Genomic DNA, 21,932 nt, shown 5'->3' with positions numbered 1-21,932 from the left:
CCTTGATCGACACGCGGAGACGCACCATGACCAACGTGACCACCATGACCAACGTGACCCCCGGCATCCACCCCGACAACCAGGTCCCCGAACTCAAGGACTACAACGTCTACACCAGCGACCCCACGCTGCGCGGCGCGGTGGCCAGCGGCGGTGCCGCCTGGCGCGACGACGAGCTGGTGCGCCAGGGCGCCGAGTACGGTGCCGAGCCCACGCTGCGCGCCGCCGAACTCGCCAATCGCCACACGCCCGAGCTGCACACGCACTCGCGCATCGGCGAGCGCATCGACCAGGTGGAGTTCCACCCGGCGTGGCACACCATGATGACCATCGCGCGGCGCAACGGCATCGCCAACCTGCCGTTCTTCGACGAGCGGCCTTCGGCCTGGGTGGGCTACGGCGCGTCGCTGTACATGCACAGCCAGATCGAGTCGGGCTCGACCTGCCCGACCACCATGACCAAGGCCTGCATTCCGGTGATGCGGCGCAACGCCGCGCTGTACGCCGAGCTGCGCGACAAGCTGGCGTCGAACGAACACGACGCACGCGACATTCCGCTGGCGCGCAAGACCTCCATGACCGTCGGCATGGGCATGACCGAGAAGCAGGGCGGCAGCGACGTGCGCAGCAACACCACGCGCGCCGTGCCCGCGGGCAGCGGCCCGTGGGGCGACGAATTTCTCATCACCGGCCACAAGTGGTTCTTTTCGGCGCCCATGTGCGACGGCCACCTGGTGCTGGCCAAGACCGACGAGCACGGATCGTCATGCTTCTTCGTGCCGCGCTGGCGGCCCGACGGCAGCAAGAACCCGATTCACATCCAGCGCCTGAAGGACAAGGTAGGCAACCGCTCCAACTCCAGCAGCGAGGTGGAGTTCAAGCAGGCCTGGGGCGTTCTGGTGGGCGAGGAGGGCCGCGGCATTCCCACCATCATCGAGATGGCCACCGTGACGCGGCTGGACTGCGCGCTGGCCAGCGCCGGCTTCATGCGCCAGGGCTTCGCGCAGGCGCTGCACTACACGCGCAACCGCCATGCCTTCGGCAAGGCCCTGGTCGACCAGCCGGTGATGACCGAGCTGCTGGCCGACATGGCGCTGGAGTCGCAGGGCGCCACGCTGCTGGCCATGGGCCTGGCCGGGCGCTTCGGCTCCGCCGCGCCGCTCGACACGGCCTGGCGCCGCCTGCTCACGCCTGCGGCCAAGTTCTGGAACTGCAAGCGCGCGGTGGCTCTCACCGGCGAGGCCATGGAGGTGTTCGGCGGCAACGGTTATGTGGAAGACGCGCCCATGGGCCGCCTGTTTCGCGAGGCGCCCGTCAATTCGATCTGGGAAGGCTCGGGCAACGTGATGTGCCTGGACGTGCTGCGCGCCGTTGCGCGCAACCCCGACGACGTGCACCTGGTGCTCGACCAATTGGGCGACATCGCCACCGGCGAGCCGCGCCTGCAGGCCGCGCTGCAGTCGGTGCGCCAGATGGTGCAGCTGCCGCCGCAGGAGCTGGAGCGCCAGGCACGCCGCTTCACGCAGCGCCTGGTGCTGGCCACGCAGGCCTGCCTGATGCTGGAACATGCGAGCGCCGAGGCTTCGGCCGCGTTCGTGTCGAGCCGCTTCGACCCCGACTGGGGCGTGGTGAGCGGCATCGGCGCGGGCACGAGCGACCCGGGCGCGCTGGTGCGCGCGGCCTGGCGCTGAAGCAAGAAAAGAAGGGGAGCCCGAGGGCTCAGCGCCGCAGCAGCGCCTGGCGCAGCAAGCGCGCCGCGCGGTTGCGGATGCGGCCCGGCATGTCGCGCATGCTGGTGCTGGTGCGCGGCGCCACGCGGGCGGTGGCGCAGGCCCACAGAAAGTCATGCAGGATGGGCGAGTCGTCGACCGTCTCGGTGCTGCCGTACTTGTGGAACTCGGGGTGCCACTGGGTGGCGGCGATGTAGCTGCGGCCACGGTCGCTGCGGCGGCGAATGGCCTCGGGCACGCGGTCGGGCAGGCTCCAGGCCTCGATGTCGAAGCCGGGCGCAATGTCTTTCACGCCCTGGTGGTGGATGCTGTTGACGCGCGCGGTGCGGGTGTCGGGGAACAGCTTCGACAGGCGCGTGCCCTGCACCACCTCGATCTCATGAAAGTTCTGGTCGTAGGTCACCGGGTCTCGGTGGCGCAGGCCGCCGTCGTGCTGCGCCTCGATGTCCTGGTAGAGCGTGCCGCCGAAGGCCACGTTGATCAGCTGCAGCCCGCGGCACACGCCGAAGATGGGTTTGCCGGCTTGCTCGAAGGCCTCGACCAGCGCCAGGTCGTAGAGGTCGCGAATCTGGTCGCCGATCCACGCGTCCTTGAGCGGCACCTCGCCGTAGCTGCCGGGCCACACGTCGGCACCGCCGTGCATCACCACGCCGTCGAGCCACTCGGCGTAGTGCGACAGCTTGGTGTCGCCGCGCGCGGTTTCGCCGGTGGGGCAGGGCACCATCACCACCATGGCCCCGGCGGACATGAGCCAGTGCGCGATCGATTGCTCCACGTACTGGAGCGTCTTGTTGGTGAAGAGAGAGCGGGCCGGGTCGGCATGCGAGAAGCAGGCGGACAGGCCGATCTTGAGCCGAGCGGAAACAGGTTGTGTCATCGCGGGACTGTCGACGGTGCGAACCGGACGAGGGAGGCGAAAAGGAAAATCCATTGTGGCTCCTTGACCTCTCGCACGGGGTCGGACGACACGCCAAGTATGCTTTCAACGCTGCCCCAACGAATAAGGAAGACAAGCCCATGAAGACGATCCAGGGTCCGGCCATTTTTCTGGCTCAGTTCGCCGGCGACACCGCCCCGTTCAACACGCTCGACGGCATCGCCGCATGGGCTGCGGGGCTGGGCTACAAGGGCGTGCAGATTCCCAGCTGGGACGCGCGCCTGTTCGACCTGAAGAAGGCCGCCGAAAGCAAGACCTACTGCGACGAAGTGAGCGGCACGCTCGCGCGGCACGGCCTGCGGATCACTGAACTGTCGACCCACCTGCAGGGCCAGCTGGTGGCGGTGCACCCGGCCTACGACGCGGGCTTCGACGGCTTTGCGGCGCCCGAGGTGCGCGGCGACCCGGTGCGCCGGCAGCAGTGGGCGGTGGAGCAACTGCACTTCGCGGCCAAGGCCTCGGCCAACCTGGGCCTCACGGCGCACGCGACCTTCTCCGGCGCGCTGGCCTGGCCCTATCTGTATTCGTGGCCGCCGCGCCCGCCGGGCCTCATCGAGGAAGCCTTCGACGAACTGGCGCGCCGCTGGCGCCCCATCCTCGACGCCTTCGACGCGGCGGGCGTGGACGTTTGCTACGAAGTCCACCCCGGCGAAGACCTGCACGACGGCGTGAGCTACGAGATGTTCCTGGAGCGCGTGCACAACCACCCGCGCGCCTGCCTTCTGTACGACCCGAGCCATTTCCTGCTGCAGCAGCTCGACTATCTGGCCTACATCGACCACTACCACGAGCGCATCAAGATCTTTCACGTGAAGGACGCCGAGTTCAACCCGAGCGGCAAGCAGGGCGTGTACGGCGGCTTCCAGAGCTGGATCAACCGGGCTGGGCGCTTTCGCTCGCTGGGCGATGGGCAGGTCGACTTCAAGGGCATCTTCTCGAAGATGGCGCAGTACGACTTTCCGGGCTGGGCGGTGCTGGAGTGGGAATGCTGCATCAAGCACCCGGAAGACGGCGCGCGCGAAGGCGCGAAGTTCATCGCCGATCACATCATCCGCGTGGCGGACCGGGCGTTCGACGACTTCGCGGCCGGCGGGGTGGATGCGGCGGCGAACAAGCGGATGTTGGGGATCGGCTGATTGCGGCGCCTGCACACCCGCGGCTCAACGGTGCATCGGGCACCCGTTGTGCTCGCCGCGAAACTTCGACGACGCCGCATACGCCACCTTGCGTGCACGCATCACATTGCCCAACGGGCGGTGTGCGGCCAGGGCGTGCCAGGGGTTGAAGGCCATGCCGTCGTCCACTTCAAGCGCCAGCGCGTCGCTCCAGGCTTCCTGCGCATCGGCGGTGATGCGCGCAACGGCAATGAAGGGGCTCAGCGACTGCGGCCATTCGACCGACGCGTCTTCCACGGGCATGCGCTCCAGGTCCACGCACAGCTGCACGCGCAGCTCCCACACGGCCGGCTGCTGGCGCATGAAATCGGTGACGGCCTCGCGCGTGCCGTCGGGCTTGTCGGTCAGGTCGATGGGCGCGTTCTCCAGCGCCAGCAGCGCGGGCGACACGGGCGCCAGCTGCAGCTTGGCGATGTGGTTGCCATAGCGAATCGGCACCTGCGTGAAGAAGGTGGCGCCCAGCGGATGCGTCTCGGGGTGGCCGCCCATGGCGATCAAGGTGCCGCTCTTGCCGCCGACCGCCTCGACCACTTTCTCCACGCCTTGCAGCACGCTGGATAGCACGCGCTTGGCGTTGGGCGCCTTGTCGGTGGTGCCTGCGAGCAGCTTCAGGCTGCGCAGAAAACCCTTGGCGTCGGGGGCGGCGAACACCGGGCCGTCGACGAAGAGAAAGTCCTGCGTGGTGTCGCCCTCGGAGCCCTCGACGCGCGGGCCTTCGACGCCCAGCACCTTCACGGCCATGCCGCGCGGCAGCGACACGCGGTCGTCGAGCATCTCGGCCGGCGGAGTCGACAGCCGCATCACCACCGGGTAACCGCGGGCCGCTGCAAAAAGCCCTTGCGCCAGCGGTTCGGGCAGGCCGTCGAGCACTTGCAATTCGCCACGCAGCACGCCGTGGCTTTTGGCGTGCACGGCGCGCATCGCATGGCCGGTGTGCTCGGCCATGGTCTTTTCCATGTCGACGAGGGTGGCGACCAGATCGGTCTGTGTCTGGGCCTCGTCGTCGCGGAAGGTCTCCACGGCGGGGTCGTAGCGCACGGGCGCGGTGGAGGACATGGCGGAGAGCGTGGGGGAGGTCATTGCTCCATTGAGCGCACCGGCCCTTTGAACGGCTGTAGGAGCGCGTCGGCAAAGCGTGCGCTAGAACGCCTGTGTGCCCTGGGCAGGCAGGACTGTGTTCACCGCTTCTGGTTTGCTACCTTTTCAATAGCAACCGACCCCTGATCGCAGACCCTTGAGCGCCATTTCATGGACTCGTTGTAATTAAGACAAGCGCCTGTCATGCCCCGCAAGCTATAATGTCGGGTTCGTTTCGATACCACGACGAAGAATTTCGTCAATACCGCCGGCTGACCTGCACTGTCCCTTGGATGCTTCAGGCCTTTCATTCCCAAGCCGGCTTTCACAGTGTGTTGGAGCGCCAGACCGGGCGCCCATGATTGCCACCACTGCCTTCGTTCTTGTTGAAGCGAATAGCGCGTTCGCTGCGCCGTTCTGGCCGGCCCACGCCCGTTTTCAATCATTTTTCAGGCACTTCGCACTCTGTATCTGCGCGCTGTGCCAAGGCTTCATGGACATCATTCAACACAGTATCGCGGTGGGCAAGTACCTTGTTTCCCCGCTCATTCGACACCAGGACGACGGCCACTACGCCGCCTCCGTCTCGATTCGCTCCGGCCACGGCAGCGGCATGCACGACCGCGTGATGCGTTTCACGCCGCGCTTTGCCAGCCATGCCGCCGCGGTCGGCTACGCCATCGACCAGGGTCTGGGCTGGGTGAGCGAACGCGCTCCCGGCAACAGCCCTCTCGCGCTCCCCTGCGCGGGCTGAAACAATCACGCCCAATTCCATTTCCAACACACATCGAACGATTCAGAGGTAACCACTCATGCCCAAGGAAGAACTGATCGAAATGAACGGCGCAGTGACCGAAGTCCTGCCCGACTCGCGCTACCGCGTCACGCTGGACAACGGCCATCAACTGATCGCCTACAGCGGCGGCAAGATGCGCAAGCACCACATCCGCATCCTGGCGGGTGACAAGGTGTCGCTCGAACTCTCGCCCTACGACCTGACCAAGGGCCGTATCACCTTCCGTCACCTGGAACGTCGCGGCCCGCCGCCGACGGGCGGCAACAACTCCCCCCGCCGCTGATCCGCGACTGACGAAAGGCCTTGCGGCGCCCCGCGAAGGGCGCTGGCAAGGCTTTTGTTTTTCGTGGGCCACGGCTGCTGAACGATGACCACACCCACCTCCCCAGCCAACGGCCCACAAGCCCAGGCACCTGCCGACAACGGCTTTGCCGCACTGGCGCTTTCGCCCCAGATGCTGGCCAACCTCACCCAGCTCGGCTACACGCAGATGACGGCCATTCAGGCCGCCGCGCTGCCGCCGGCGCTGCTCGGCAAGGACCTGATCGCCCAGGCCAAGACCGGCAGCGGCAAGACCGCCGCCTTTGCGCTGGCGCTGCTGTCCAACCTGAACCCGCGCCGCTTCGCCATCCAGGCGATGGTGCTGTGCCCCACGCGCGAGCTGGCCGACCAGGTCACCACCGAAATCCGCCGGCTGGCGCGTGCCGAAGAAAACATCAAGGTCGTCACGCTGTGCGGCGGCGTTGCACTGCGCGGGCAAATTGCCAGCCTGGAGCACGGCGCGCACATCGTGGTGGGCACGCCGGGCCGGATCATGGACCACCTGGACCGCGGCAACCTCGACCTGTCGGCGCTCAACACGCTGGTGCTCGACGAAGCCGACCGCATGCTGGACATGGGCTTCTTCGAGGACATCGTGAAGGTGGCGCGCCAGTGCCCCACGGAACGCCAGACGCTGCTGTTCTCGGCCACCTACCCCGAAGGCATCGCCAAGCTCGCGCAGCAGTTCATGAAGAACCCGCAGCAGATCACGGTGCAGGCGCAGCATGAAGGCAGCAAGATCCGCCAGCGCTGGTACCAGGTGAAGGACAGCGACCGGCTGCACACCGTGAGCCTGCTGCTCGACCATTTCCGCCCCGTCAGCACGCTGGCCTTCTGCAACACCAAGCAGCAGTGCCGCGACCTGGTCGAGGTGCTGCAGGGGCAGGGCTTCAGCGCGCTGGCGCTGTTCGGCGAACTGGAGCAGCGCGAGCGCGACCAGGTGCTGGTGCAGTTCTCCAACCGCAGCTGCTCGGTGCTGGTGGCGACCGACGTGGCGGCGCGCGGGCTCGATATTTCGCACCTCGAGGCGGTGATCAACGTCGACGTGACGCCTGATTCCGAAATTCACATCCACCGCGTGGGCCGTACCGGCCGCGTGGGCCAGCAGGGCGGCTCGGAAGGGCTGGCGCTGAACCTGGCCAGCATGAACGAGATGGGCTTCGTCGGAAAGATCGAAGTGCTGCAGGGCCGCGAGTCGGAATGGCACGAACTGGCCGAGCTCACGCCGGGCAAGGGCGCGCCGCTGACGCCGCCGATGGCCACGCTGCAGATCGTGGGCGGGCGCAAGGAAAAAATCCGCGCCGGCGACGTGCTGGGCGCGCTGACCGGTGACTGCGGCTACGCCAAGGACCAGGTCGGCAAGATCAACGTGAACGAGTTCTCGACCTATGTGGCGGTGGACCGCGCCATTGCCGAAGAAGCCGCGCGCAAGCTCTCCAGCGGGCGCGTGAAGGGCAAGTCGGTCAGGGTGCGGATGCTGACGCTGCAGTCCGAGTAACTGCCGCTGCAGGCTGCGGCGTGGCAAGCGCCGCGGCCTCGGCATGCGCGGAGGTGGGCGCCACCGGTGCATCGAGCACCGGTGCCGGTGCTGCATCCGCTGCACCGGCTGCTGCATCAGCCGCATCCGCCAGGCGCGGAGCCTCTTGCCGCGCCAGCTTCGCCGCCAGCCGAAACGCCACCACCACCGCCAGCAAGCCGAAGATCGACGAGCCCACGGCCTGGCCGATCAGCACGCCGGCCGCGCCGTAGTGCGAGCCCCACCACGCGAACGGAATGGTGCCCAGCGTGGCGCGCCCCCAGTTGAAGCCGGTCGACAGCAGCGGATGCCCGAGGTTGTTGAACGACGCGTTCGCCACGAACAACCCGCCCGCGAAGAAGAAGCTCGCCGCCAGCCAGCTGCAGAACAGCGCGATCAGCTCGGCCGCCAGCCCGTCGGCCGAGAAAGCGCGAATCAGCACGCCCTGGCCCAGCGCCAGCACCAGCCACGCCACGGCCACCGACGCCACCATGAACAGCAGGCTGTCGCGCAGCCCCTCCTGCACGCGCTTGTACTGCCCCGCGCCCAGGTTCTGCGCCAGGATGGGGCCGACCGCACCGCTGAGCGCATAGACCAGCCCGAAGGCCACCGGCGTGAGCCGGTCGATGGTGGCCGCGCCGGCCACCGCCGAGGGGCCGAACTGCGCCACCGCATGCGTGACAAAGGCCGCGCCCACGGGCGTGGCCAGGTTGGTCAGCACGGCCGGCCCGGCCACCGTGCCGAGCGCGCGTGCGTCTTCGGCCAGCCGCGAGGCGTCGAAGCGCCCGAGCAGCTGGTGCTTGACGATCACGCCGTGCAGCGCGATGGCCGCCAGCACCGTGCGCGAGACCACCGCGCTGATGGCCGCGCCGTCGAGCCCCAGCCCGAAGCCGAAGATCAATATCGGGTCGAGCACCGCCGTCACGAAGGCGGCCGCGAGCGTCACTGTCATCGAGCGGCGCGCGTCGCCCACCGAACGCAGCAGCGCGGAGCAGGCCATGCCGATGCCCAGCAGGGGCAGCGTGTGCACCGTCACCGACAGGTAGCGCTGCGCCAGGCGCGCAGTCTCGCCCTGGGCACCCAGCGCCTGCAGGGCCGGGTGCAAAAAGAAGGCGGTGCCGGTGCCCACCACGACCGACAACGCGGCCATCAGCACCAGGCTCGCGGTGCCGATGCGGCGCGCGTCGTCCCGGCGCCCCGCGCCCAGCGTGCGCGACACCACCGCCGCAATGCCGATGGTCAGCCCGATGCACAACGACGCATGAAAGAACCCCACCACGCCCGCGAAGCCGACCGCCGCGGCGGTCTCCTTTTCGCCGAGCAGCGAGATGTAGAACAGGTTGATCAGGTCGACCGCGAACACCGCGATCAGCCCGATGGCACCGGTGCCCGCCATCACGCAGACATGGCGCAGCAGCGAGCCTGAAACGAAGCGCGCAGGCTCGACATGGCCGGCTCTTTCGGTTACCGGCATGTGAAATCCTTGGTGTGGCCTAATCGTGGGTCGAACATTCTTCACTTTTACCCGAGCTTTTCATGCCCAAGACATTCCGTACCGAAGCCGAACGCGTTGCCACCCCCAAGCCGACGCCGATGCCCGGCTACACCGCGCCTCGCTCCGGTGGCGGCCAGAAGGTCAGCCTCGAACGCGGCAGCGCCACGCGCAGCAAGAAGAACCCTGGCAAGCGCCCCACCAAGGGCGGCTGATCCAGCCCCCGCTGGCTCCCCGGAGCCACGACGAACGCGCCCACGGGCGCGTTTTGTCGTTGGGGCAGCCACTCAGCAAGCCATTGCGGCAGCTATAAGCAATCGATGTCCGACGACAACCAGATCTTCATTCCCCCCTCGTTCTTCGCGGTGTACAGCGATGCCCGCCAGCGCCTGAGCGAGCCCATTGACGTGGTGCGCGCGCGCTACGAGATCTGCGAAGACCTCGCCAGCCACCTCGTGGGCCACGCGCAGATCCAGCACCACACCGAGGTGCCGGTCGAAAGCGAGATCCTGCGGCGCATCCACGCCGGGCTGGCCACGCCGGAGTCGGGCGTGTCGGGCGCGGAAGCCACGTGGATCGTGCAGCGGCTGGCAGAGCTGCTGGGCTGGGAAGGCCCTGAGCCTACTGAGCCGGCGCCCGAAGCGGACTGAGCCGCCGCAGGAGCGCTCCATGCTGCTCAAGGTTGGCGAGCTCGCCAGGCACACCGGCCTCACGGTGCGCACGCTGCATCACTACGACGCCATCGGCCTGCTGGCACCCTCGGCGCGCTCCGAGGCCGGCTACCGGCTCTACAACGCCGCGGACGTCGCCCGCCTGCATGCCATCCAGGCGCTGCGGCTGCTGGGCCTTGCGCTGGCCGAGATCGGGGGCCTGCTGGGTTCGGAAAGCGGCGCGCTGCCCGCGATCATCGAGCGCCAGATGGCCTCGCTCGACCAGCAGATCGCGCAAGCCACCGCGTTGCGCGAACGGCTCGGCCTGCTGCAGCAAGGGCTTGCCGAAGGCGCCCAGCCCGACATGAAGGACTGGCTCGCCACGCTCGAGCAGATGACCACTTACGGCCGCTACTTCAGTCCCGCCGAAATCAAGTCGGTGATGGCCAACTGGAAAACCGTGGCGCAGCAATGGCCACCGCTGGTCGCCGACGTGGCCGCGCTGATGGCCCGCAACGTACCGGCCGACGCGCCCGAAGTGCAACCGCTGGCCGCCCGCTGGATGACGCTGCTCGGCCAGTGGATGAGCGGCAACGTCGACCTGGTCACACGCTGGGGCGAGATGTACCGGCGCGAAAGCGTGGCGCGCCGCGACGGCGGCCCGTCCGTGGAGCTGATCGCGTACATCGGCGAGGCGATCGGCCTGCGCATGGCCGCGCTGCTGCGCCACCTGGGCACCGACGACCTCGCCCGCCTGGGCGAGCCGCCCGAGGACGAGTGGCGCCGCCTCGCGGGCGAGCTCGGCGCATTGCAGGCCCGCGGCGTTCCGCCCGCAGACGATGCCGTGCAAGCCATCGCGCGCGAATGGGCGCGCCTGTTCGAAGTCTTCACCGACCACGACGCCGGCATCGCGGCACGCCTGATGCGGGCGATGGCCACCGAGCCCGTGCTGCAGGCCGCCGCCGTGGCCGCGCCCGCCGTGCGCGACTACCTGCTGCGCGCCATGGCAGCCACGCGGCAACAAAAGCTCCCGCCCGCCGCGCACGGCGCTTGACCCTCACGTTGCGTGAGGCCCAACAGTGGCCGCATGACCAACGCACACACACCTACCCAGCGGCTGCACGCGCTCGACAACCTCCGCGCCCTCATGATGTGGCTCGGCATCGTGCTGCATGTGGCCATCAACCACGTCACCATCGCCTCGCCGCTGCCGTGGCGCGACCCGCAGACCTCGCACGTGGCCGACCTGCTGCTGCTCTTCATCCACAGCTTTCGCATGCCGGTGTTCTTCGTGCTGGCGGGCTTCTTCGTGGCACTGTTGGTCGCGCGACGTGGCGCCGACGGCATGCTGAAGAACCGCGCCCTGCGGCTCGCACTGCCCTTTGCGCTGTTCTGGCCGCCGCTGTTCGTGGCGACCGCGGTGCTGGCGATGGTCTACATCCACCTCACGGTGCGCGGCGTGCCGGGCATCGACACCAGGCTGACGCCCGCGCGCCAGCCCGGCGGCTCGCCCTTCAACACGATGCACCTGTGGTTCATCTACCAGCTGTTCTGGTTCAGCGTGCTGGCGTGGGCGGGCGTGCGGGTTCAGCGCTTCGTGCCGGCGCGGCTGCGCGTGGTGCTGGCGCGCTGCGTCACGGCGCTGGTGACACGGCGCTGGGGCTTCCTGGTGCTGGCACTGCCGCTGGCCTTCGTTGGCGTTGGCTATCCGTCGGGCTTTGTGACGGAGAGCGGCTCCTTCCTGCCGACGTTCGCCGAATGGGCGCAGAGCGGCCTGTTCTTCGTGGTCGGCTGGCATGTGCACGGGCAGCAGGAGCGGCTGCTCGCGCTGTTCGCGGCGCGCTGCAAAGGCCATGCGGCAGCGGGGCTGGTGTTCTTCGCCGCCACCTTCGTGCTGCTGGGTGCATCGCGGGGCGCGGGTGGCACGGGCACCCATCAGTTGCCCCATGCCGCGTTCTGGATCGCCTTTGCCTACAACGCGACCGCGTGGCTCTGGAGCTTCGCGCTGATCGGCGGCTTCGTGCGCTGGGTGCCACGCCAGAACGCCGTGCTCGCCTACCTGTCGCAAAGCGCCTACTGGGTGTACCTGGTGCACATGCTCGGCACCATCGGCTTCGGCATTCTGCTGTTCAACGCGCCCCTGGGTGCAATCGCGAAGATGGGGCTGAACATCGCGGCCACATCTTTCATGGCGCTCGCAAGTTACGAGTTGCTGGTGCGCCGCACGCCCATCGGCACGCTGTTGAACGGTCGGCGCAACGAAAACCGCGCCGCCAGAAAGTCGACGAAGACCCGCGTCTTCACCACGAGGTGACTCGACGAAAAATGCGATGAAGACGCGATGGACAGACGGCGTCCGCCGTCGTCCTGTCAGGCCGCCTGACCCGATGGCGTCGTGGCGCGCTTCAGCAGGCTCATGTAGCCGGGCTGCACCTCCATGCGCGCCGTCGCGCCCCGCCGCTGCAGCAGCCGGTGCGCCTTGGGCAGGGCCCAGCAGGGCAGGTTGGTGAACATGTGGTGCTCGCAGTGGTAGTTGACCCAGTAGGGCGCCACCAGCAGGCGCGCCAGCCAACTGGCGTGCGTGGTGCGCGCCTGGCGCATCGGGTCGGCCTCGTTCTGTGCGACCAGTGCGTGTTCGGCGATGTTGCGCACGCGGCTCACCAGCGGCAGCCAGGTGGCCATCGGCAGCAGCCACATCAGCAGCCACGCCCACCCATAACCCGCGAGTGCGAAGGCAATGAAGCCGAGGCCGTTGGCAATGAAGAAGCGCCTGTCTTTTGCAAGCTCGCGGCCGAGCACCTTCCACCTCGATTCACCCGGCGCCCGCTGCCGCAGGCCCTCGGCGATGTGCCCGAAGCGCTGCTTGTAGAAGGTTTGCCCGCTCAGGTCGCGCACGACCTTGCGCCACATCGAGGCCCGCGCAATGGGGAAGGGCGCCGACAGCACCAGGTCGGGGTCTTCGGCCTGCTGCACGAAGCGGTGGTGCTGCAGGTGGTACGGCCGGTAGTCGCGCAGCGTCGACGAGCACAGCCAGTGCCCCACCCAGTCGTTCACCTTGCGGTTGCGGTGCAGGCCCGCGTGCGCCGCGTCGTGCATGAGGATGAACAGGCCCAGCTGCCGCGTGCCGATGACAGGCACCATGAGCGCAACGGTCCACGGCCACACGATGCCCACCAGCATGGCCGCACCGATCACGCCCCAGCAATGCGCCACCAGCCACAGCCCCTTCCACGACGAGCGCGTGGTGAGCGCGCGCCACTCTTCGGGTGTGAAGAAATCTTGGGGTTGGGCGCGGGGAGCGACGGCCATGCGTTTCAGTATGCGCCGCCGGCCGCTGCAATCACACGCGGAATTCCCCGGGGATGCCGACCGCGGCGCGAACGCGGCGAGGCCCTTCGCCCTACTTGTCGATGATCTTGCGCGCGAAGACTTCGAGGTAGTCCATCAGCCGCTCTGCGCCCGCGATGGCAGCCGCCTCGTCGCCGGTGGCGATGCCCCGCGCCAGGTCGAGGTGCGCATGGGCGCCCTCGACGATCTCGCCCTCATGCTGGTACGCGTACCAGAAGCGCCGGCACTGCACGATGAGCGGCACCACCGCCTTCACGCCCGAGTCGTTGTGGCTGGCCTGGTGGTTGACGAGGTCGAGCGCGTGGTCCGCGCGCATGTAGTCGGTAAGGTCGCCGCGGCCCGCGGCCTCGACCATCATTTCGGCGCAGCGAACAATCTCCGTGCGCTGCAGCGCGGTGGCGCGGCGCGCCGAGCAGGCGGCAATGAGGCGCTCGAGCACGCGCCGGGTCTGCACCACGTCGAGGTGATCGGCCAGGTCGATGGTCGACACCAGCAGCCCGCGGCGCGGCTGCTGCACGATGAGGCCGATGGACACCATGCGCATCAGCGCCTCGCGCACCGGCGTGCGGCCCAGCCCGGTGCGCTCGGCAAGCTCGGCCTCGACGATCTGGCTGCCGGGCTGCAGTTGCATGGTGGACAGCAGCGCCTCGATGGCGTCGTAGGCCACGTCGGCGGCGCGGCGCTTGGGTGGAGCGGAGGAGAAGGAGTCGGGGGTCGGGGCGGCCATGGGGTTCTTGTTCTGCGGATGCGGCGTCATTGTCGAGCGTCACAGTCGCCGGGCACATGCGTCGGATCAGCTAGATTCGCCAGACCCGCCAGCGTCGCGATGCGCACCGGCGACAGCGGTGAGCGCGGCACGGGCGGCGTCCAGCCGAAGAGGAATTGCGCCGCGTCGCCGCACACGCGGCCCTGGCAGGCGCCCATGCCGCAGCGCCGGGTCAGCTTGGCGTCGGTCCAGCCGGCGCAGGCCGCGAGCGCGGAGAAGGGCACGTCTTCGCAACGGCACACGAGGGTGTCGGGCCGGGGCATCGTCTTGATGTCGGGTGCGAGCGCAAAGCTGCGGTGCAGTTGCACGGCAAAAGCGTTCCAGCGCGCGCGTTCGGCTTCGTGCGACCTCGCCTCGCGTTCGTTGCCGACGGCCGCGTGGCCCGCGATGGTGCCCTGCGCCAGCGCGCGTTCGCTGCCGCCGAAGCCGGTGCACTCGCCGGCCGCGTAGACGCCCGGCACGCTGGTCGCTTGCAGGGCATCGACCGACAGGCCTTGCGCCGTGAGGGCGCAGCCGAGCAACTGGCCCAGCTGCGTGTTGGGTGTGAGACCGAAGCCGCAGGCAACGCGCTCGCAATCGATCTCGACCTCCTGGGCGCCTCGCCGCAGCCGCACCGATTCAACCTGCGTGCTCCCCTGCACCGAGACGATTTGCGTCGACGTGCGGTAGCGCGCATCGGCCAGCGTGACCGCCTGCGCCGCCTTGCCGGGCCAGCGCACCAGGCTCGCACCGAAGCGCGCCACCGAAGCGAACGACGCCTGCTCGGCGATGCGCAGCACCTTCGCGCCCGCCGCGCGCGCCGTGGCCGCAGCGGCCAGCAGCAGGGGCCCGCTGCCCGCGACGACGATGCGCTGGCCCTCCACCGGCAGGCCCGCCTTGATGAGCGCCTGCAGCCCGCCCGCGCCCGTCACGCCGGGCAGCGTCCAGCCCGGAAAGGGCAGCAATAGTTCGCGCGCGCCGGTGCACAAGATGAGCTTGCGCCACCGCATGCGCGTGGCGCCGTCGGCGTCTTCGAGCAGCAGCTCGCCCGGTGCGGGCACGGCCACCACGCGCGTGCCGCTGAGCACGCGGATGTTGGCGTGGCGCGCCAGCGCATCGCGCCATTGGCGTGCCACCGGTGGCAGCGCGGCGCCGGGCCCATCGCGCCAGATCTGTCCGCCCGGCGCGGGGTTGTCGTCGATCACCACGACCGATGCGCCGCTGGGCGCGGCCGCCACCGCAGCGGCCATGCCGGCCGGGCCTGCGCCGACGACCAGCACGTCGCAATGGTCCGTGGCCACGGCCGTCATTCCGTCGTCTCCACGCGCATGCCTTCGGCGCACACCGTCTGGCAGGCGAGCCGGCGACGGCCGTCGACCCACACGCGGCATTCCTGGCACGCGCCCATGCCGCAGAAGGGCGCGCGCGGCTGGCCCGTGACCGACGTGCGCGCGACGCCCATTGCGACGCCCATGGCCACGCCGCCACCGGCCACGCACAGCGCGGCGGCGACCGAGCTGCCCGCCTTCACGCGCACCAGGTGGCCGTCGATGTGCAGCAGGGTGTGGGCGCTCATGCCATCTCTCGCAGGCCACGCGGCGCATACGGCGCCGCGTCGAAGTCGGGCGTCGTGCCGGTCATCAGCGCCGCGAGCAAGTGCGCGCTGCCAGTCGCGGTGGTCACGCCCAGGCCTTCATGCCCGACCGCAAGCCACAGCTTCTCGCGCCACGGATGCTTGCCCAGCAGCGGCAGCCCGTCGGGCGATGCGGCGCGCAGGCCGGTCCACGACCGCACCGCGTTGAGGTTTGCGAGCCCCGGCAAATAGTCGAGCGTGCGCTGCAGCATGCGCGCGAGCATCGGCGCCTCGACCGTCGTGTCGGTGGTGTCGAACTGCCGCGACGAGCCGACCAGCAACTGCCCCGTGGGGCGCGGCTGCACATTGAACGCGACCGAGTCGCCATCGCTGTGGTGCGCGCTGGTGACGTAGCCCAGCTCGACGAGCTGGTGGTGCACCGTGCCCGGATAGCGGTCGGTGATCAGCAGGTGGCCCTTCTTCGGGCGAATCGGCAGTTCGGGGCACAGCGTGGTCGCGTGGATGCCGTTGGCCAGCAGCACCTGCGGCGCGCTGCGGCGGCTGCCGTCGGCCAGCCACAGCGTGCCGTCGTCTTCGATGGCCGCGACCATGGCCTGTTCGACACACACCGATGCGCTGTGCTGCGCGAGCAGCCAGCGTGCCGCGTTCGGCGCATAGAGGATGCCGTCGCCCGGCACCTCGAGCGCGCCCGCCAGGCCCTTGCGCAGCGCGGGCTCGGCGCTTGCCAGTTCGCTCGCATTGAGCAGCCGGCTGTCGATGCCATGCGCGCGCAGGCGCTGCTGCTTGCGCTCGGCCTCGGCCATTTCTTCGTCGTTCGCGGCAATCCACAGCGTGCCGCAGGGGCTGTACGCGCAGTCCTCGCTCATGCGGGGCGCCAGCGCGCGCCATTGCGCGACCGAACGGCGGCTCAGCTCGAGCTCGGCCGCGTTGTCGTCCATCACCACGAGGTGGCCCATGCCCGCGCCGGTGGCACCGCCGATGCGCGCGTCGAGCACCCGCACCCGGGCACCCGCTTGCGCGAGCGCCTGCGCACAGGCCGCGCCGACGATGCCGGCGCCAATGACGATCACATCCGCGTCCATGCCGCGCGGCGTCAGAGCCGAATGCCCCAGCCGAAGGGGTCGTCGTCTTCAATCAGCAGCGTGGCCTCGGCGCTGATGTGCGCACGGCCGCGCAGCGTGGGAATGACCTGCTCGCCGTCCATCGCGTAGCTGGCCTCGAAGCGGCTGCCGATGACGCTGGCCTGCGTCCACACCGCGCCGGGCGCGAGCTTGCCGTCGGCCGCCAGGCAGGCGATCTTGGCGCTGGTGCCGGTGCCGCAGGGCGAGCGGTCGTAGGCGTTGCCGGGGCACAGCACGAAGTTGCGGCTGTCGGCGCCGTCGTCGTCGCTTGCAAAGAGCTCGATGTGGTCGATCTCCGCGCCGTCCGCGCCCGTGATGCCCTGCACCGCCAGCGCGCGGCGCAATGCGGCGGTGTAGTCGGTGAGCGCCGCCAGGTTGTCGCTGGCCACGCGCTGGCCGTGTTCGCTCACCAGAAAGAACCAGTTGCCGCCCCAGGCCACGTCGCCGCGCACGGTGCCGTGGCCCGGCAGATCGACCGCCACCTGGTGCAGGTGCCGGTACGCGGGCACGTTGCGCACGCTGACCGAGCCGTCTGCGTGCAGCGTGGTGGTGACGGTGCCCACGGGCGTCTCGATGCGGTGCTCGCCCACGCCGATGCGCCCCATGTGCGCCAGGCTCGCGACCAGCCCGATGGTGCCGTGGCCGCACATGCCCAGGTAACCGGCGTTGTTGAAGAACACCACGCCCGCTGCCGCGTCGGGCGACACCGGCTCGCACAGCAGCGCGCCCACCACCACGTCGCTGCCGCGCGGCTCCAGCACGGCGGCGGCGCGCCATTTGTCGTGCCGGTCCGCCAGCAACGCGCGGCGCTCGGCCATGGAGCCCTTCCCCAGGTCGGGGAAGCCGCCGATCACAAGGCGCGTGGGCTCGCCGCCCGTGTGCGAGTCGATCACCTGGATGCGTTGCATATTTTGCGGCTCAGTAGCTGGCAATGGGCACGGGCACCGCGTTCTTGAACGTGAAGACGGTGATGGGCGCCTGCTTCATGTTGCCCTTGTCGTCGTACGCATAGGTGGCGGCCACGCCCTTGTAGGTGGTCTTGTAGAGCTCCGCGCCCACCTTGTCGGGGTCGATGGAGTTGGCCTTCTTCATCGACTCGCCGATGAACAGCACCTGGTCGTAGTAAGAGGCCGCGTACGCGTCGGGGTCGGCGTTGAAGCGCTTCTTGAACTTCTCCTTGAAGGCCGGGCCGCTCTGCGCCTTTTCGAGCATGGAGCCGCCCTGCGCGCAGAACACCAGGTCGTTGACCGCGTCGCCGCCGAGCTTGCCGGTGGCCGGGCTGCACACGGTGTCCCCGCCCAGCAGCTTGCCGGGCACGGCCAGCTGCTTCATCTGGCGCGCCATGGGGGCAGCCTGCGGCGCGTAGCCGCCGAAGAAGATGGCCTCGGGCGCCTTGGCCTTCATGTTGGTGAGGATGGCGGTGAAGTCCACGGCCTTGTCGGTGGTGAACTCCTGGCCCACCACGGTAAGGCCCTGCTTCTTGGCCTCCTTGGTGAACTCTTCGGCAAGCCCCTGGCCGAACGCGGTGCGGTCGTCGATGACGCCCACCTTCTTCACCTTCAGCTCCTTGGCCGCGTACACGGCCATGCTGGAGCCGATCTGGTTGTCGCTGGCGATGATGCGGTACAGGTTCTTGTAGCCGCCCTGCGTCACTTTCGGGTTGGTGCCCACGGTGGAGACCAGCGTGCCGCCTTCGCTGTAGATGCGCGAGGCCGGAATGGCCACGCCCGAGCAGTACGGCCCCATGACGTACTTCACGCCGTCGTCCACGAACTTCTGCGCCACGCTCACGCCGGTCTTGGCGTCGCACTGGTCGTCTTCGGAGACCAGCTCGAACTTGAGCGTCTTGCCGCCCACGCTGAGCTTTTTCGCGTTGAGCTCTTCCACGGCCAGGCGCACGCCGTTTTCATTGTCCTTGCCCGCGAAGGCATTGGGGCCCGACAGCGGGCCGCTGTGACCGATCTTGACCACCTGCTCCTGCGCGTGCACCTGGCCTGAAAAGGCGAGTGCCGCGACCGCGGTGGCGCTGAGAACCGAAACCATGCTTGCTCGTGTGTTCATGCTTCTTCCTGGGTTGGGACAATGAAAACTGACGCCGGCTCGCGCCGTGGCTACATGACCGACTGGTACTTGGCGGGCCGCGTGGCCAGCGCCTTCTTCACCACGCCTTCGATGAACGCGCGCTCCTCGCCAATCAACGGCAGCCGCGGGCGGCGCATGTGCTCGGTGCCCACGCCCACCAGCACGTCGATGAGCTTGAGGTTCTGCACCAGCTTGGTCGACACGTCCAGATGCAGCATGGGCGTCATCCACTGGTAGAGCGCGAGCGCCTCGGCGAACTGGCCGGCCTTCATCAGGTCGTACAGCGCCACCGTTTCGCGCGGGAATGCGCAGCCGACCCCCGCCAGCAGCCCGTCGCAGCCCAGCGCCAGGCCTTCGTAGGCGAGGTCGTCCACGCCCAAAAACAACTGGTAGCGCGTGCCCACGGTGTTGCGCAGGTCGGTGATCCGGCGGATGTCGTCGGTGCTTTCCTTGATGGCGGCAATCCATTCGCAGTCGGCCAGCTCCACCATGTGCTGCGGCTTCAGGTCGACGCGGTAGGCCACCGGGTTGTTGTAGACCATGATGGGTTTTTGCGCGGCATTGGCGATGGTGCGCACGTTCAGCATGGCCTCGCGTGCGTCGGCCACGTAGATCACCGAGGGCATCACCATGAAGCCCGACACGCCCAGCTTGTTGGCGCCATTCACATAGCGCAGCGCCTCGCGCGTGCTGGTTTCCGACACATTGGCCAGCACCGGAATGCGGCCGTCGGCGGCGTCCAGCGCGATCTTTGCGACCTGCAGTTTTTCTTCCAGCGACAGCGTGCTGGCCTCGCCCAGCGAGCCGCAAGTGACCAGGCCGTGGATGCCGTTGCGGATCTGAAAGTCGATGTGCCGCGCCGTGCCTTCGGCATCGATGCTTTCGTCGGCGTGGAACTTGGTGGTGACGGCGGGAAAGATGCCTTGCCAGCGGGGATTGCTCACTTGGTCGCTCCTTGGGGATGTGCGGTAGGGATGTACGGTGCGGAAGCGTCGCACTTTAAATATATTAAGGATATATCGTCAAGATATTCGTGCGACCACAGCGGCGCGAAGCTGTGTTTTTGTGTGTGTGTGGGGCGGAAAAGAGAAACGGGCCGCAGGGCTCCCCGAGCCCTGGCAGCCCTGCGCTGGTTACTTGCGCCCGTCGACCGGGCGCAGCACGCCGCGCTTGAGCGTCACCGGCTTGCCGAGTGGCGGTGCCGACTTGGTCTCGACCGTGCGCACCGAGCCGTTGTCCATGCGCACCGCGACTTCATAGACCGTGACCGTGTGCACGCGTTTCTCGATCTCGTTGCCAGCGAACCCACCGCCCACGGCGCCCAGCACCGTGGTGGCGACGCGGCCGTTGCCGTGCCCGAACTGGTTGCCGACGAGCCCCCCGACCACGCCGCCCGCCACCGCGCCTACGCCCGAGGTGCTAGGCAGGCGTTTCTGCACCGGCCGCACCGATTCGACCCGGCCGCACACCGCGCAGGGCGGTGGCGCGGGCCGCGCGGCGGCCACTGGCACGTTCACGCTGGGTGCAGGCCCGGGCTGGATGGCCTGGGCCGGCATGGGAACGGGAGCCGGGGCCGGCATGGGCGCCGCGGCCATGGCTTGCGGCGCGGGGCCTGCCGCCGTGGGGGGCATGGCGGGTGCCAACGGCATGGCCTCGGGTTTGAAATCGTCCGGTGCGACGGGGGATGCGGCAGCCACGACGGGTGGTGGCGCGCTGACGGTGGCACTGGGCCCCTGGCGGCTGAGCACCACCCCGCCGAGTGCCAAGACGGCCACGGCCAGTGTGCCGATGACGGCCCACAGGGCCTTGGGCGACTTGCTCACCGGCTGAGCCGCAGGCGGGTTGAATGGCGAAGGCGAGTCCATGAAAAGTCCCTTTTCTGTCCGAAACGGAATCGTTCGGAACACACCAGGGAGCATGAGCGCGGGCGGCGCGTTGTCAATTGACCGGTGTCCTACAGGGCTGGTCGGGGCTGCTGCGTCATGTTGTCAGCGGCTGTTCGGGGCGACGCTCACGCCGACGGGGTGCCTTGCTCCGCGAATGTCCCCCGGGCTTCGCCCTCCTCCTTTATTTCGCTGCGCAAGGCACCCCATCGACGTGAGCGTTTTCAGAGCAGTGGTTGATCGCGCGATCACCAGCAGCGTGCCCCAGTGCACAGGGCGTCGGGTACTCCCCGCAGCGAAATAAAGGAGGAGGGGCGCAGCCCCGGGGGACATTCGCGGAGGGGAGTACCCGGCGGCCTGTGCACACGCCCTGAACAAAGAGCCCTAACCAAGAGCCCTGAACAGAGTGCCCCGAACAAAGAGCCCTGAACAACGGCGCAAAACAATCAGTCGATCTTCGCCCCAGAAGCCTTCACCACAGCCCCCATCGCATCCCAGTCCGAACGCAAAAGCTTCTGAAACTCCTCAGCACTCTGCATGCGCGGCTCCACGCCCAAACGCTTGAAACGTTCCTGAATCACCGGGTCCGCCAGCACCTTGTTGGCCGCCACGTTGATGCGCTCCACCTCCGCCTTCGGTGTGCCCGCAGGCGCAAGCAACCCGATCCATGAATCGAAGGCGTAGCCCGGCAGGCCACTCTCCGCCACCGTCGGCAACTTGGGCAGGAACGGACTGCGCGACTGCCCCGTGGAGGCCAGCAGCTTCATGCGTGCGTCGTCCTGAAAACCGATCACGCCGATGCTCGACGAAATCACCGCCTGCACCCGCCCCGCCAACACCTCGTTGACCGCCTCGCCCGTCGACTTGGTCGGAATGTGCGTCATCTGCAACCCCGCCTTCGCCAGGAACGACGCCATCGCCAGGTGCGTGGCACTGCCGTTGCCGGCCGAGGCGTAGTTGTACTTGCCCGGGTTGGCCTTCACCTCCTTGATGAAGTCAGCCGTGCTCGACACCCCCATGCCGCCCGCCACCGCCAGCACATAGCCCGCGTTGCCCACATTCGCCACGCCCACGAAATCCTTCAACGGGTCGTAGCTCAGCTTGTTGTACAGAAAGCCCGCGATGTTGTGACTCGCGGCCGCCAACACCAGCGTGCTGCCATCGGCCGGCGCACGCGCCACCATCGCCGCGCCCACCGTGCCACCCGCGCCCGCACGGTTCTCCACGATTGCGCTGGCGTTCAACGCCACCCCCAGCTCGTTGTTGAAGGCGCGCGCCACCGTGTCCTGCACCGCGCCGGTGCCGAAGGGCACGACGATGTGGAGCACGCGCTGCTGCGCATGAACCGGGGCCATGGCGCACAGCGCCGCGGCAGCCGCCGCGAGCGCGGCCAGGGAACGTCGGGTGAACAGGATCGAAGGCATCTTGAAGGCCGCTTTCATCATCGTCATCGTCAACAACAGGG

22 protein-coding genes are annotated in these 21,932 nt (G+C 68.5%); 9 read left to right on the top strand and 13 right to left on the bottom strand.

What is annotated here, in order from left to right:
- Positions 1-26 precede the first annotated feature (26 nt).
- A complete protein-coding gene (locus tag VLK31_RS13315) occupies positions 27-1,691 on the top strand; it encodes an acyl-CoA dehydrogenase family protein (RefSeq protein WP_409168884.1) in 1,665 nt (554 codons plus the stop codon).
- 28 nt (positions 1,692-1,719) lie between these two features.
- On the opposite strand, the gene VLK31_RS13310 is transcribed toward VLK31_RS13315, so the two are convergent.
- Positions 1,720-2,607 (bottom strand): gamma-glutamyl-gamma-aminobutyrate hydrolase family protein, encoded by an 888-nt coding sequence (locus VLK31_RS13310; RefSeq protein ID WP_409168883.1) that lies wholly within the window; start codon positions 2,605-2,607, stop codon positions 1,720-1,722.
- A gap of 140 nt (positions 2,608-2,747) precedes the next feature.
- On the opposite strand from VLK31_RS13310, the gene VLK31_RS13305 reads away from it, so the two are divergent.
- A complete protein-coding gene (locus tag VLK31_RS13305) occupies positions 2,748-3,803 on the top strand; it encodes a sugar phosphate isomerase/epimerase family protein (protein ID WP_409168882.1) in 1,056 nt (351 codons plus the stop codon).
- Between the two features lie 24 nt (positions 3,804-3,827).
- Here the strand turns inward: VLK31_RS13305 and VLK31_RS13300 are convergent, their stop codons facing one another.
- On the bottom strand, positions 3,828-4,922 hold the full coding sequence (locus VLK31_RS13300) for a catalase family protein (protein ID WP_409168881.1): 1,095 nt from the start codon (positions 4,920-4,922) through the stop codon (positions 3,828-3,830).
- 490 nt (positions 4,923-5,412) lie between these two features.
- Here VLK31_RS13300 and VLK31_RS13295 point away from each other — a divergent pair, with 490 nt between their 5' ends.
- The 3 genes from VLK31_RS13295 (at position 5,413) to dbpA (ending at position 7,534) form a co-directional block, all read left to right on the top strand.
- Positions 5,413-5,673 carry a hypothetical protein gene (locus tag VLK31_RS13295; RefSeq protein WP_409169244.1) on the top strand — a complete coding sequence of 87 codons (261 nt, stop codon included), beginning with the start codon at positions 5,413-5,415 and terminating at the stop codon, positions 5,671-5,673.
- 58 nt (positions 5,674-5,731) lie between these two features.
- The gene (gene infA, locus VLK31_RS13290) at positions 5,732-5,998 is read left to right on the top strand and encodes a translation initiation factor IF-1 (RefSeq protein ID WP_093128941.1); all 267 of its coding nucleotides are present in this window, start codon (positions 5,732-5,734) and stop codon (positions 5,996-5,998) included.
- Between the two features lie 84 nt (positions 5,999-6,082).
- The gene (dbpA, locus tag VLK31_RS13285; protein WP_409168880.1) at positions 6,083-7,534 is read left to right on the top strand and encodes an ATP-dependent RNA helicase DbpA; all 1,452 of its coding nucleotides are present in this window, start codon (positions 6,083-6,085) and stop codon (positions 7,532-7,534) included.
- On the opposite strand, the gene VLK31_RS13280 is transcribed toward dbpA, so the two are convergent.
- Positions 7,500-9,026, bottom strand: a complete 1,527-nt coding sequence (locus VLK31_RS13280; RefSeq protein WP_409168879.1) for an MATE family efflux transporter — start codon at positions 9,024-9,026, stop codon at positions 7,500-7,502. The two genes, dbpA and VLK31_RS13280, sit on opposite strands and share 35 nt — an antisense overlap.
- A gap of 62 nt (positions 9,027-9,088) precedes the next feature.
- On the opposite strand from VLK31_RS13280, the gene VLK31_RS13275 reads away from it, so the two are divergent.
- The 4 genes from VLK31_RS13275 to VLK31_RS13260 all read left to right on the top strand — a co-directional run bounded on the left by VLK31_RS13275 (position 9,089) and on the right by VLK31_RS13260 (position 12,008).
- Positions 9,089-9,259 (top strand): hypothetical protein, encoded by a 171-nt coding sequence (locus VLK31_RS13275; RefSeq protein ID WP_409168878.1) that lies wholly within the window; start codon positions 9,089-9,091, stop codon positions 9,257-9,259.
- A gap of 105 nt (positions 9,260-9,364) precedes the next feature.
- The gene (locus tag VLK31_RS13270) at positions 9,365-9,694 is read left to right on the top strand and encodes a hypothetical protein (RefSeq protein ID WP_409168877.1); all 330 of its coding nucleotides are present in this window, start codon (positions 9,365-9,367) and stop codon (positions 9,692-9,694) included.
- A 19-nt stretch (positions 9,695-9,713) separates the two neighbouring features.
- A complete protein-coding gene (locus tag VLK31_RS13265; protein ID WP_409168876.1) occupies positions 9,714-10,748 on the top strand; it encodes a MerR family transcriptional regulator in 1,035 nt (344 codons plus the stop codon).
- A gap of 33 nt (positions 10,749-10,781) precedes the next feature.
- On the top strand, positions 10,782-12,008 hold the full coding sequence (locus tag VLK31_RS13260) for an acyltransferase family protein (protein WP_409168875.1): 1,227 nt from the start codon (positions 10,782-10,784) through the stop codon (positions 12,006-12,008).
- 56 nt (positions 12,009-12,064) lie between these two features.
- Here VLK31_RS13260 and VLK31_RS13255 read toward each other — a convergent pair whose 3' ends face one another.
- The 10 genes from VLK31_RS13255 to VLK31_RS13210 form a co-directional block, all read right to left on the bottom strand.
- On the bottom strand, positions 12,065-13,003 hold the full coding sequence (locus VLK31_RS13255) for a fatty acid desaturase family protein (RefSeq protein ID WP_409168874.1): 939 nt from the start codon (positions 13,001-13,003) through the stop codon (positions 12,065-12,067).
- Positions 13,004-13,094: 91 nt separating this feature from the next.
- Positions 13,095-13,769, bottom strand: a complete 675-nt coding sequence (locus VLK31_RS13250) for a GntR family transcriptional regulator (RefSeq protein WP_409168873.1) — start codon at positions 13,767-13,769, stop codon at positions 13,095-13,097.
- 26 nt (positions 13,770-13,795) lie between these two features.
- A complete protein-coding gene (locus tag VLK31_RS13245) occupies positions 13,796-15,097 on the bottom strand; it encodes an FAD-dependent oxidoreductase (protein WP_409168872.1) in 1,302 nt (433 codons plus the stop codon).
- Complete coding sequence (locus VLK31_RS13240; RefSeq protein ID WP_409168871.1) at positions 15,094-15,363, bottom strand: (2Fe-2S)-binding protein; 270 nt, start codon at positions 15,361-15,363, stop codon at positions 15,094-15,096. Before VLK31_RS13240 ends, VLK31_RS13245 begins: the two co-directional genes overlap by 4 nt.
- Positions 15,360-16,463: an NAD(P)/FAD-dependent oxidoreductase gene (locus tag VLK31_RS13235; RefSeq protein WP_409168870.1), complete on the bottom strand. Its 1,104-nt coding sequence runs from the start codon at positions 16,461-16,463 to the stop codon at positions 15,360-15,362. The genes VLK31_RS13240 and VLK31_RS13235 overlap by 4 nt, the downstream gene beginning before the upstream one ends.
- An 11-nt stretch (positions 16,464-16,474) precedes the next feature.
- Positions 16,475-17,410 (bottom strand): 4-hydroxyproline epimerase, encoded by a 936-nt coding sequence (locus tag VLK31_RS13230; RefSeq protein WP_409168869.1) that lies wholly within the window; start codon positions 17,408-17,410, stop codon positions 16,475-16,477.
- 10 nt (positions 17,411-17,420) lie between these two features.
- Positions 17,421-18,563, bottom strand: a complete 1,143-nt coding sequence (locus VLK31_RS13225; RefSeq protein ID WP_409168868.1) for a branched-chain amino acid ABC transporter substrate-binding protein — start codon at positions 18,561-18,563, stop codon at positions 17,421-17,423.
- A gap of 50 nt (positions 18,564-18,613) precedes the next feature.
- Positions 18,614-19,528, bottom strand: coding sequence for a dihydrodipicolinate synthase family protein (locus tag VLK31_RS13220; RefSeq protein ID WP_409168867.1), 915 nt, complete (start codon positions 19,526-19,528; stop codon positions 18,614-18,616).
- 189 nt (positions 19,529-19,717) lie between these two features.
- A complete protein-coding gene (locus tag VLK31_RS13215; protein WP_409168866.1) occupies positions 19,718-20,449 on the bottom strand; it encodes a glycine zipper 2TM domain-containing protein in 732 nt (243 codons plus the stop codon).
- A gap of 464 nt (positions 20,450-20,913) precedes the next feature.
- A complete protein-coding gene (locus VLK31_RS13210) occupies positions 20,914-21,909 on the bottom strand; it encodes a tripartite tricarboxylate transporter substrate-binding protein (RefSeq protein ID WP_409169243.1) in 996 nt (331 codons plus the stop codon).
- Positions 21,910-21,932 lie beyond the last annotated feature (23 nt).

This window comes from Variovorax sp. H27-G14 (assembly GCF_046156345.1).
Lineage (GTDB): Bacteria > Pseudomonadota > Gammaproteobacteria > Burkholderiales > Burkholderiaceae_C > Variovorax.
The sequence above is the reverse complement of the archived record's forward strand: the minus strand, read 5'-3'. Positions and strand labels throughout refer to the sequence as shown.

Coding starts and splice junctions, on each gene's coding strand:
- VLK31_RS13215 (WP_409168866.1), bottom strand. CDS start 20,449: ATGGACTCGCCTTCGCCATTCAACCCGCCTGCGGCTCAGCCGGTGAGC.
- VLK31_RS13295 (WP_409169244.1), top strand. CDS start 5,413: ATGGACATCATTCAACACAGTATCGCGGTGGGCAAGTACCTTGTTTCC.
- VLK31_RS13270 (WP_409168877.1), top strand. CDS start 9,365: ATGTCCGACGACAACCAGATCTTCATTCCCCCCTCGTTCTTCGCGGTG.
- VLK31_RS13225 (WP_409168868.1), bottom strand. CDS start 18,563: ATGAACACACGAGCAAGCATGGTTTCGGTTCTCAGCGCCACCGCGGTC.
- dbpA (WP_409168880.1), top strand. CDS start 6,083: ATGACCACACCCACCTCCCCAGCCAACGGCCCACAAGCCCAGGCACCT.
- VLK31_RS13230 (WP_409168869.1), bottom strand. CDS start 17,410: ATGCAACGCATCCAGGTGATCGACTCGCACACGGGCGGCGAGCCCACG.
- infA (WP_093128941.1), top strand. CDS start 5,732: ATGCCCAAGGAAGAACTGATCGAAATGAACGGCGCAGTGACCGAAGTC.
- VLK31_RS13315 (WP_409168884.1), top strand. CDS start 27: ATGACCAACGTGACCACCATGACCAACGTGACCCCCGGCATCCACCCC.
- VLK31_RS13280 (WP_409168879.1), bottom strand. CDS start 9,026: ATGCCGGTAACCGAAAGAGCCGGCCATGTCGAGCCTGCGCGCTTCGTT.
- VLK31_RS13240 (WP_409168871.1), bottom strand. CDS start 15,363: ATGAGCGCCCACACCCTGCTGCACATCGACGGCCACCTGGTGCGCGTG.
- VLK31_RS13210 (WP_409169243.1), bottom strand. CDS start 21,909: ATGAAAGCGGCCTTCAAGATGCCTTCGATCCTGTTCACCCGACGTTCC.
- VLK31_RS13255 (WP_409168874.1), bottom strand. CDS start 13,003: ATGGCCGTCGCTCCCCGCGCCCAACCCCAAGATTTCTTCACACCCGAA.
- VLK31_RS13235 (WP_409168870.1), bottom strand. CDS start 16,463: ATGGACGCGGATGTGATCGTCATTGGCGCCGGCATCGTCGGCGCGGCC.
- VLK31_RS13300 (WP_409168881.1), bottom strand. CDS start 4,922: ATGACCTCCCCCACGCTCTCCGCCATGTCCTCCACCGCGCCCGTGCGC.
- VLK31_RS13265 (WP_409168876.1), top strand. CDS start 9,714: ATGCTGCTCAAGGTTGGCGAGCTCGCCAGGCACACCGGCCTCACGGTG.
- VLK31_RS13260 (WP_409168875.1), top strand. CDS start 10,782: ATGACCAACGCACACACACCTACCCAGCGGCTGCACGCGCTCGACAAC.
- VLK31_RS13275 (WP_409168878.1), top strand. CDS start 9,089: ATGCCCAAGACATTCCGTACCGAAGCCGAACGCGTTGCCACCCCCAAG.
- VLK31_RS13305 (WP_409168882.1), top strand. CDS start 2,748: ATGAAGACGATCCAGGGTCCGGCCATTTTTCTGGCTCAGTTCGCCGGC.
- VLK31_RS13250 (WP_409168873.1), bottom strand. CDS start 13,769: ATGGCCGCCCCGACCCCCGACTCCTTCTCCTCCGCTCCACCCAAGCGC.
- VLK31_RS13310 (WP_409168883.1), bottom strand. CDS start 2,607: ATGACACAACCTGTTTCCGCTCGGCTCAAGATCGGCCTGTCCGCCTGC.
- VLK31_RS13245 (WP_409168872.1), bottom strand. CDS start 15,097: ATGACGGCCGTGGCCACGGACCATTGCGACGTGCTGGTCGTCGGCGCA.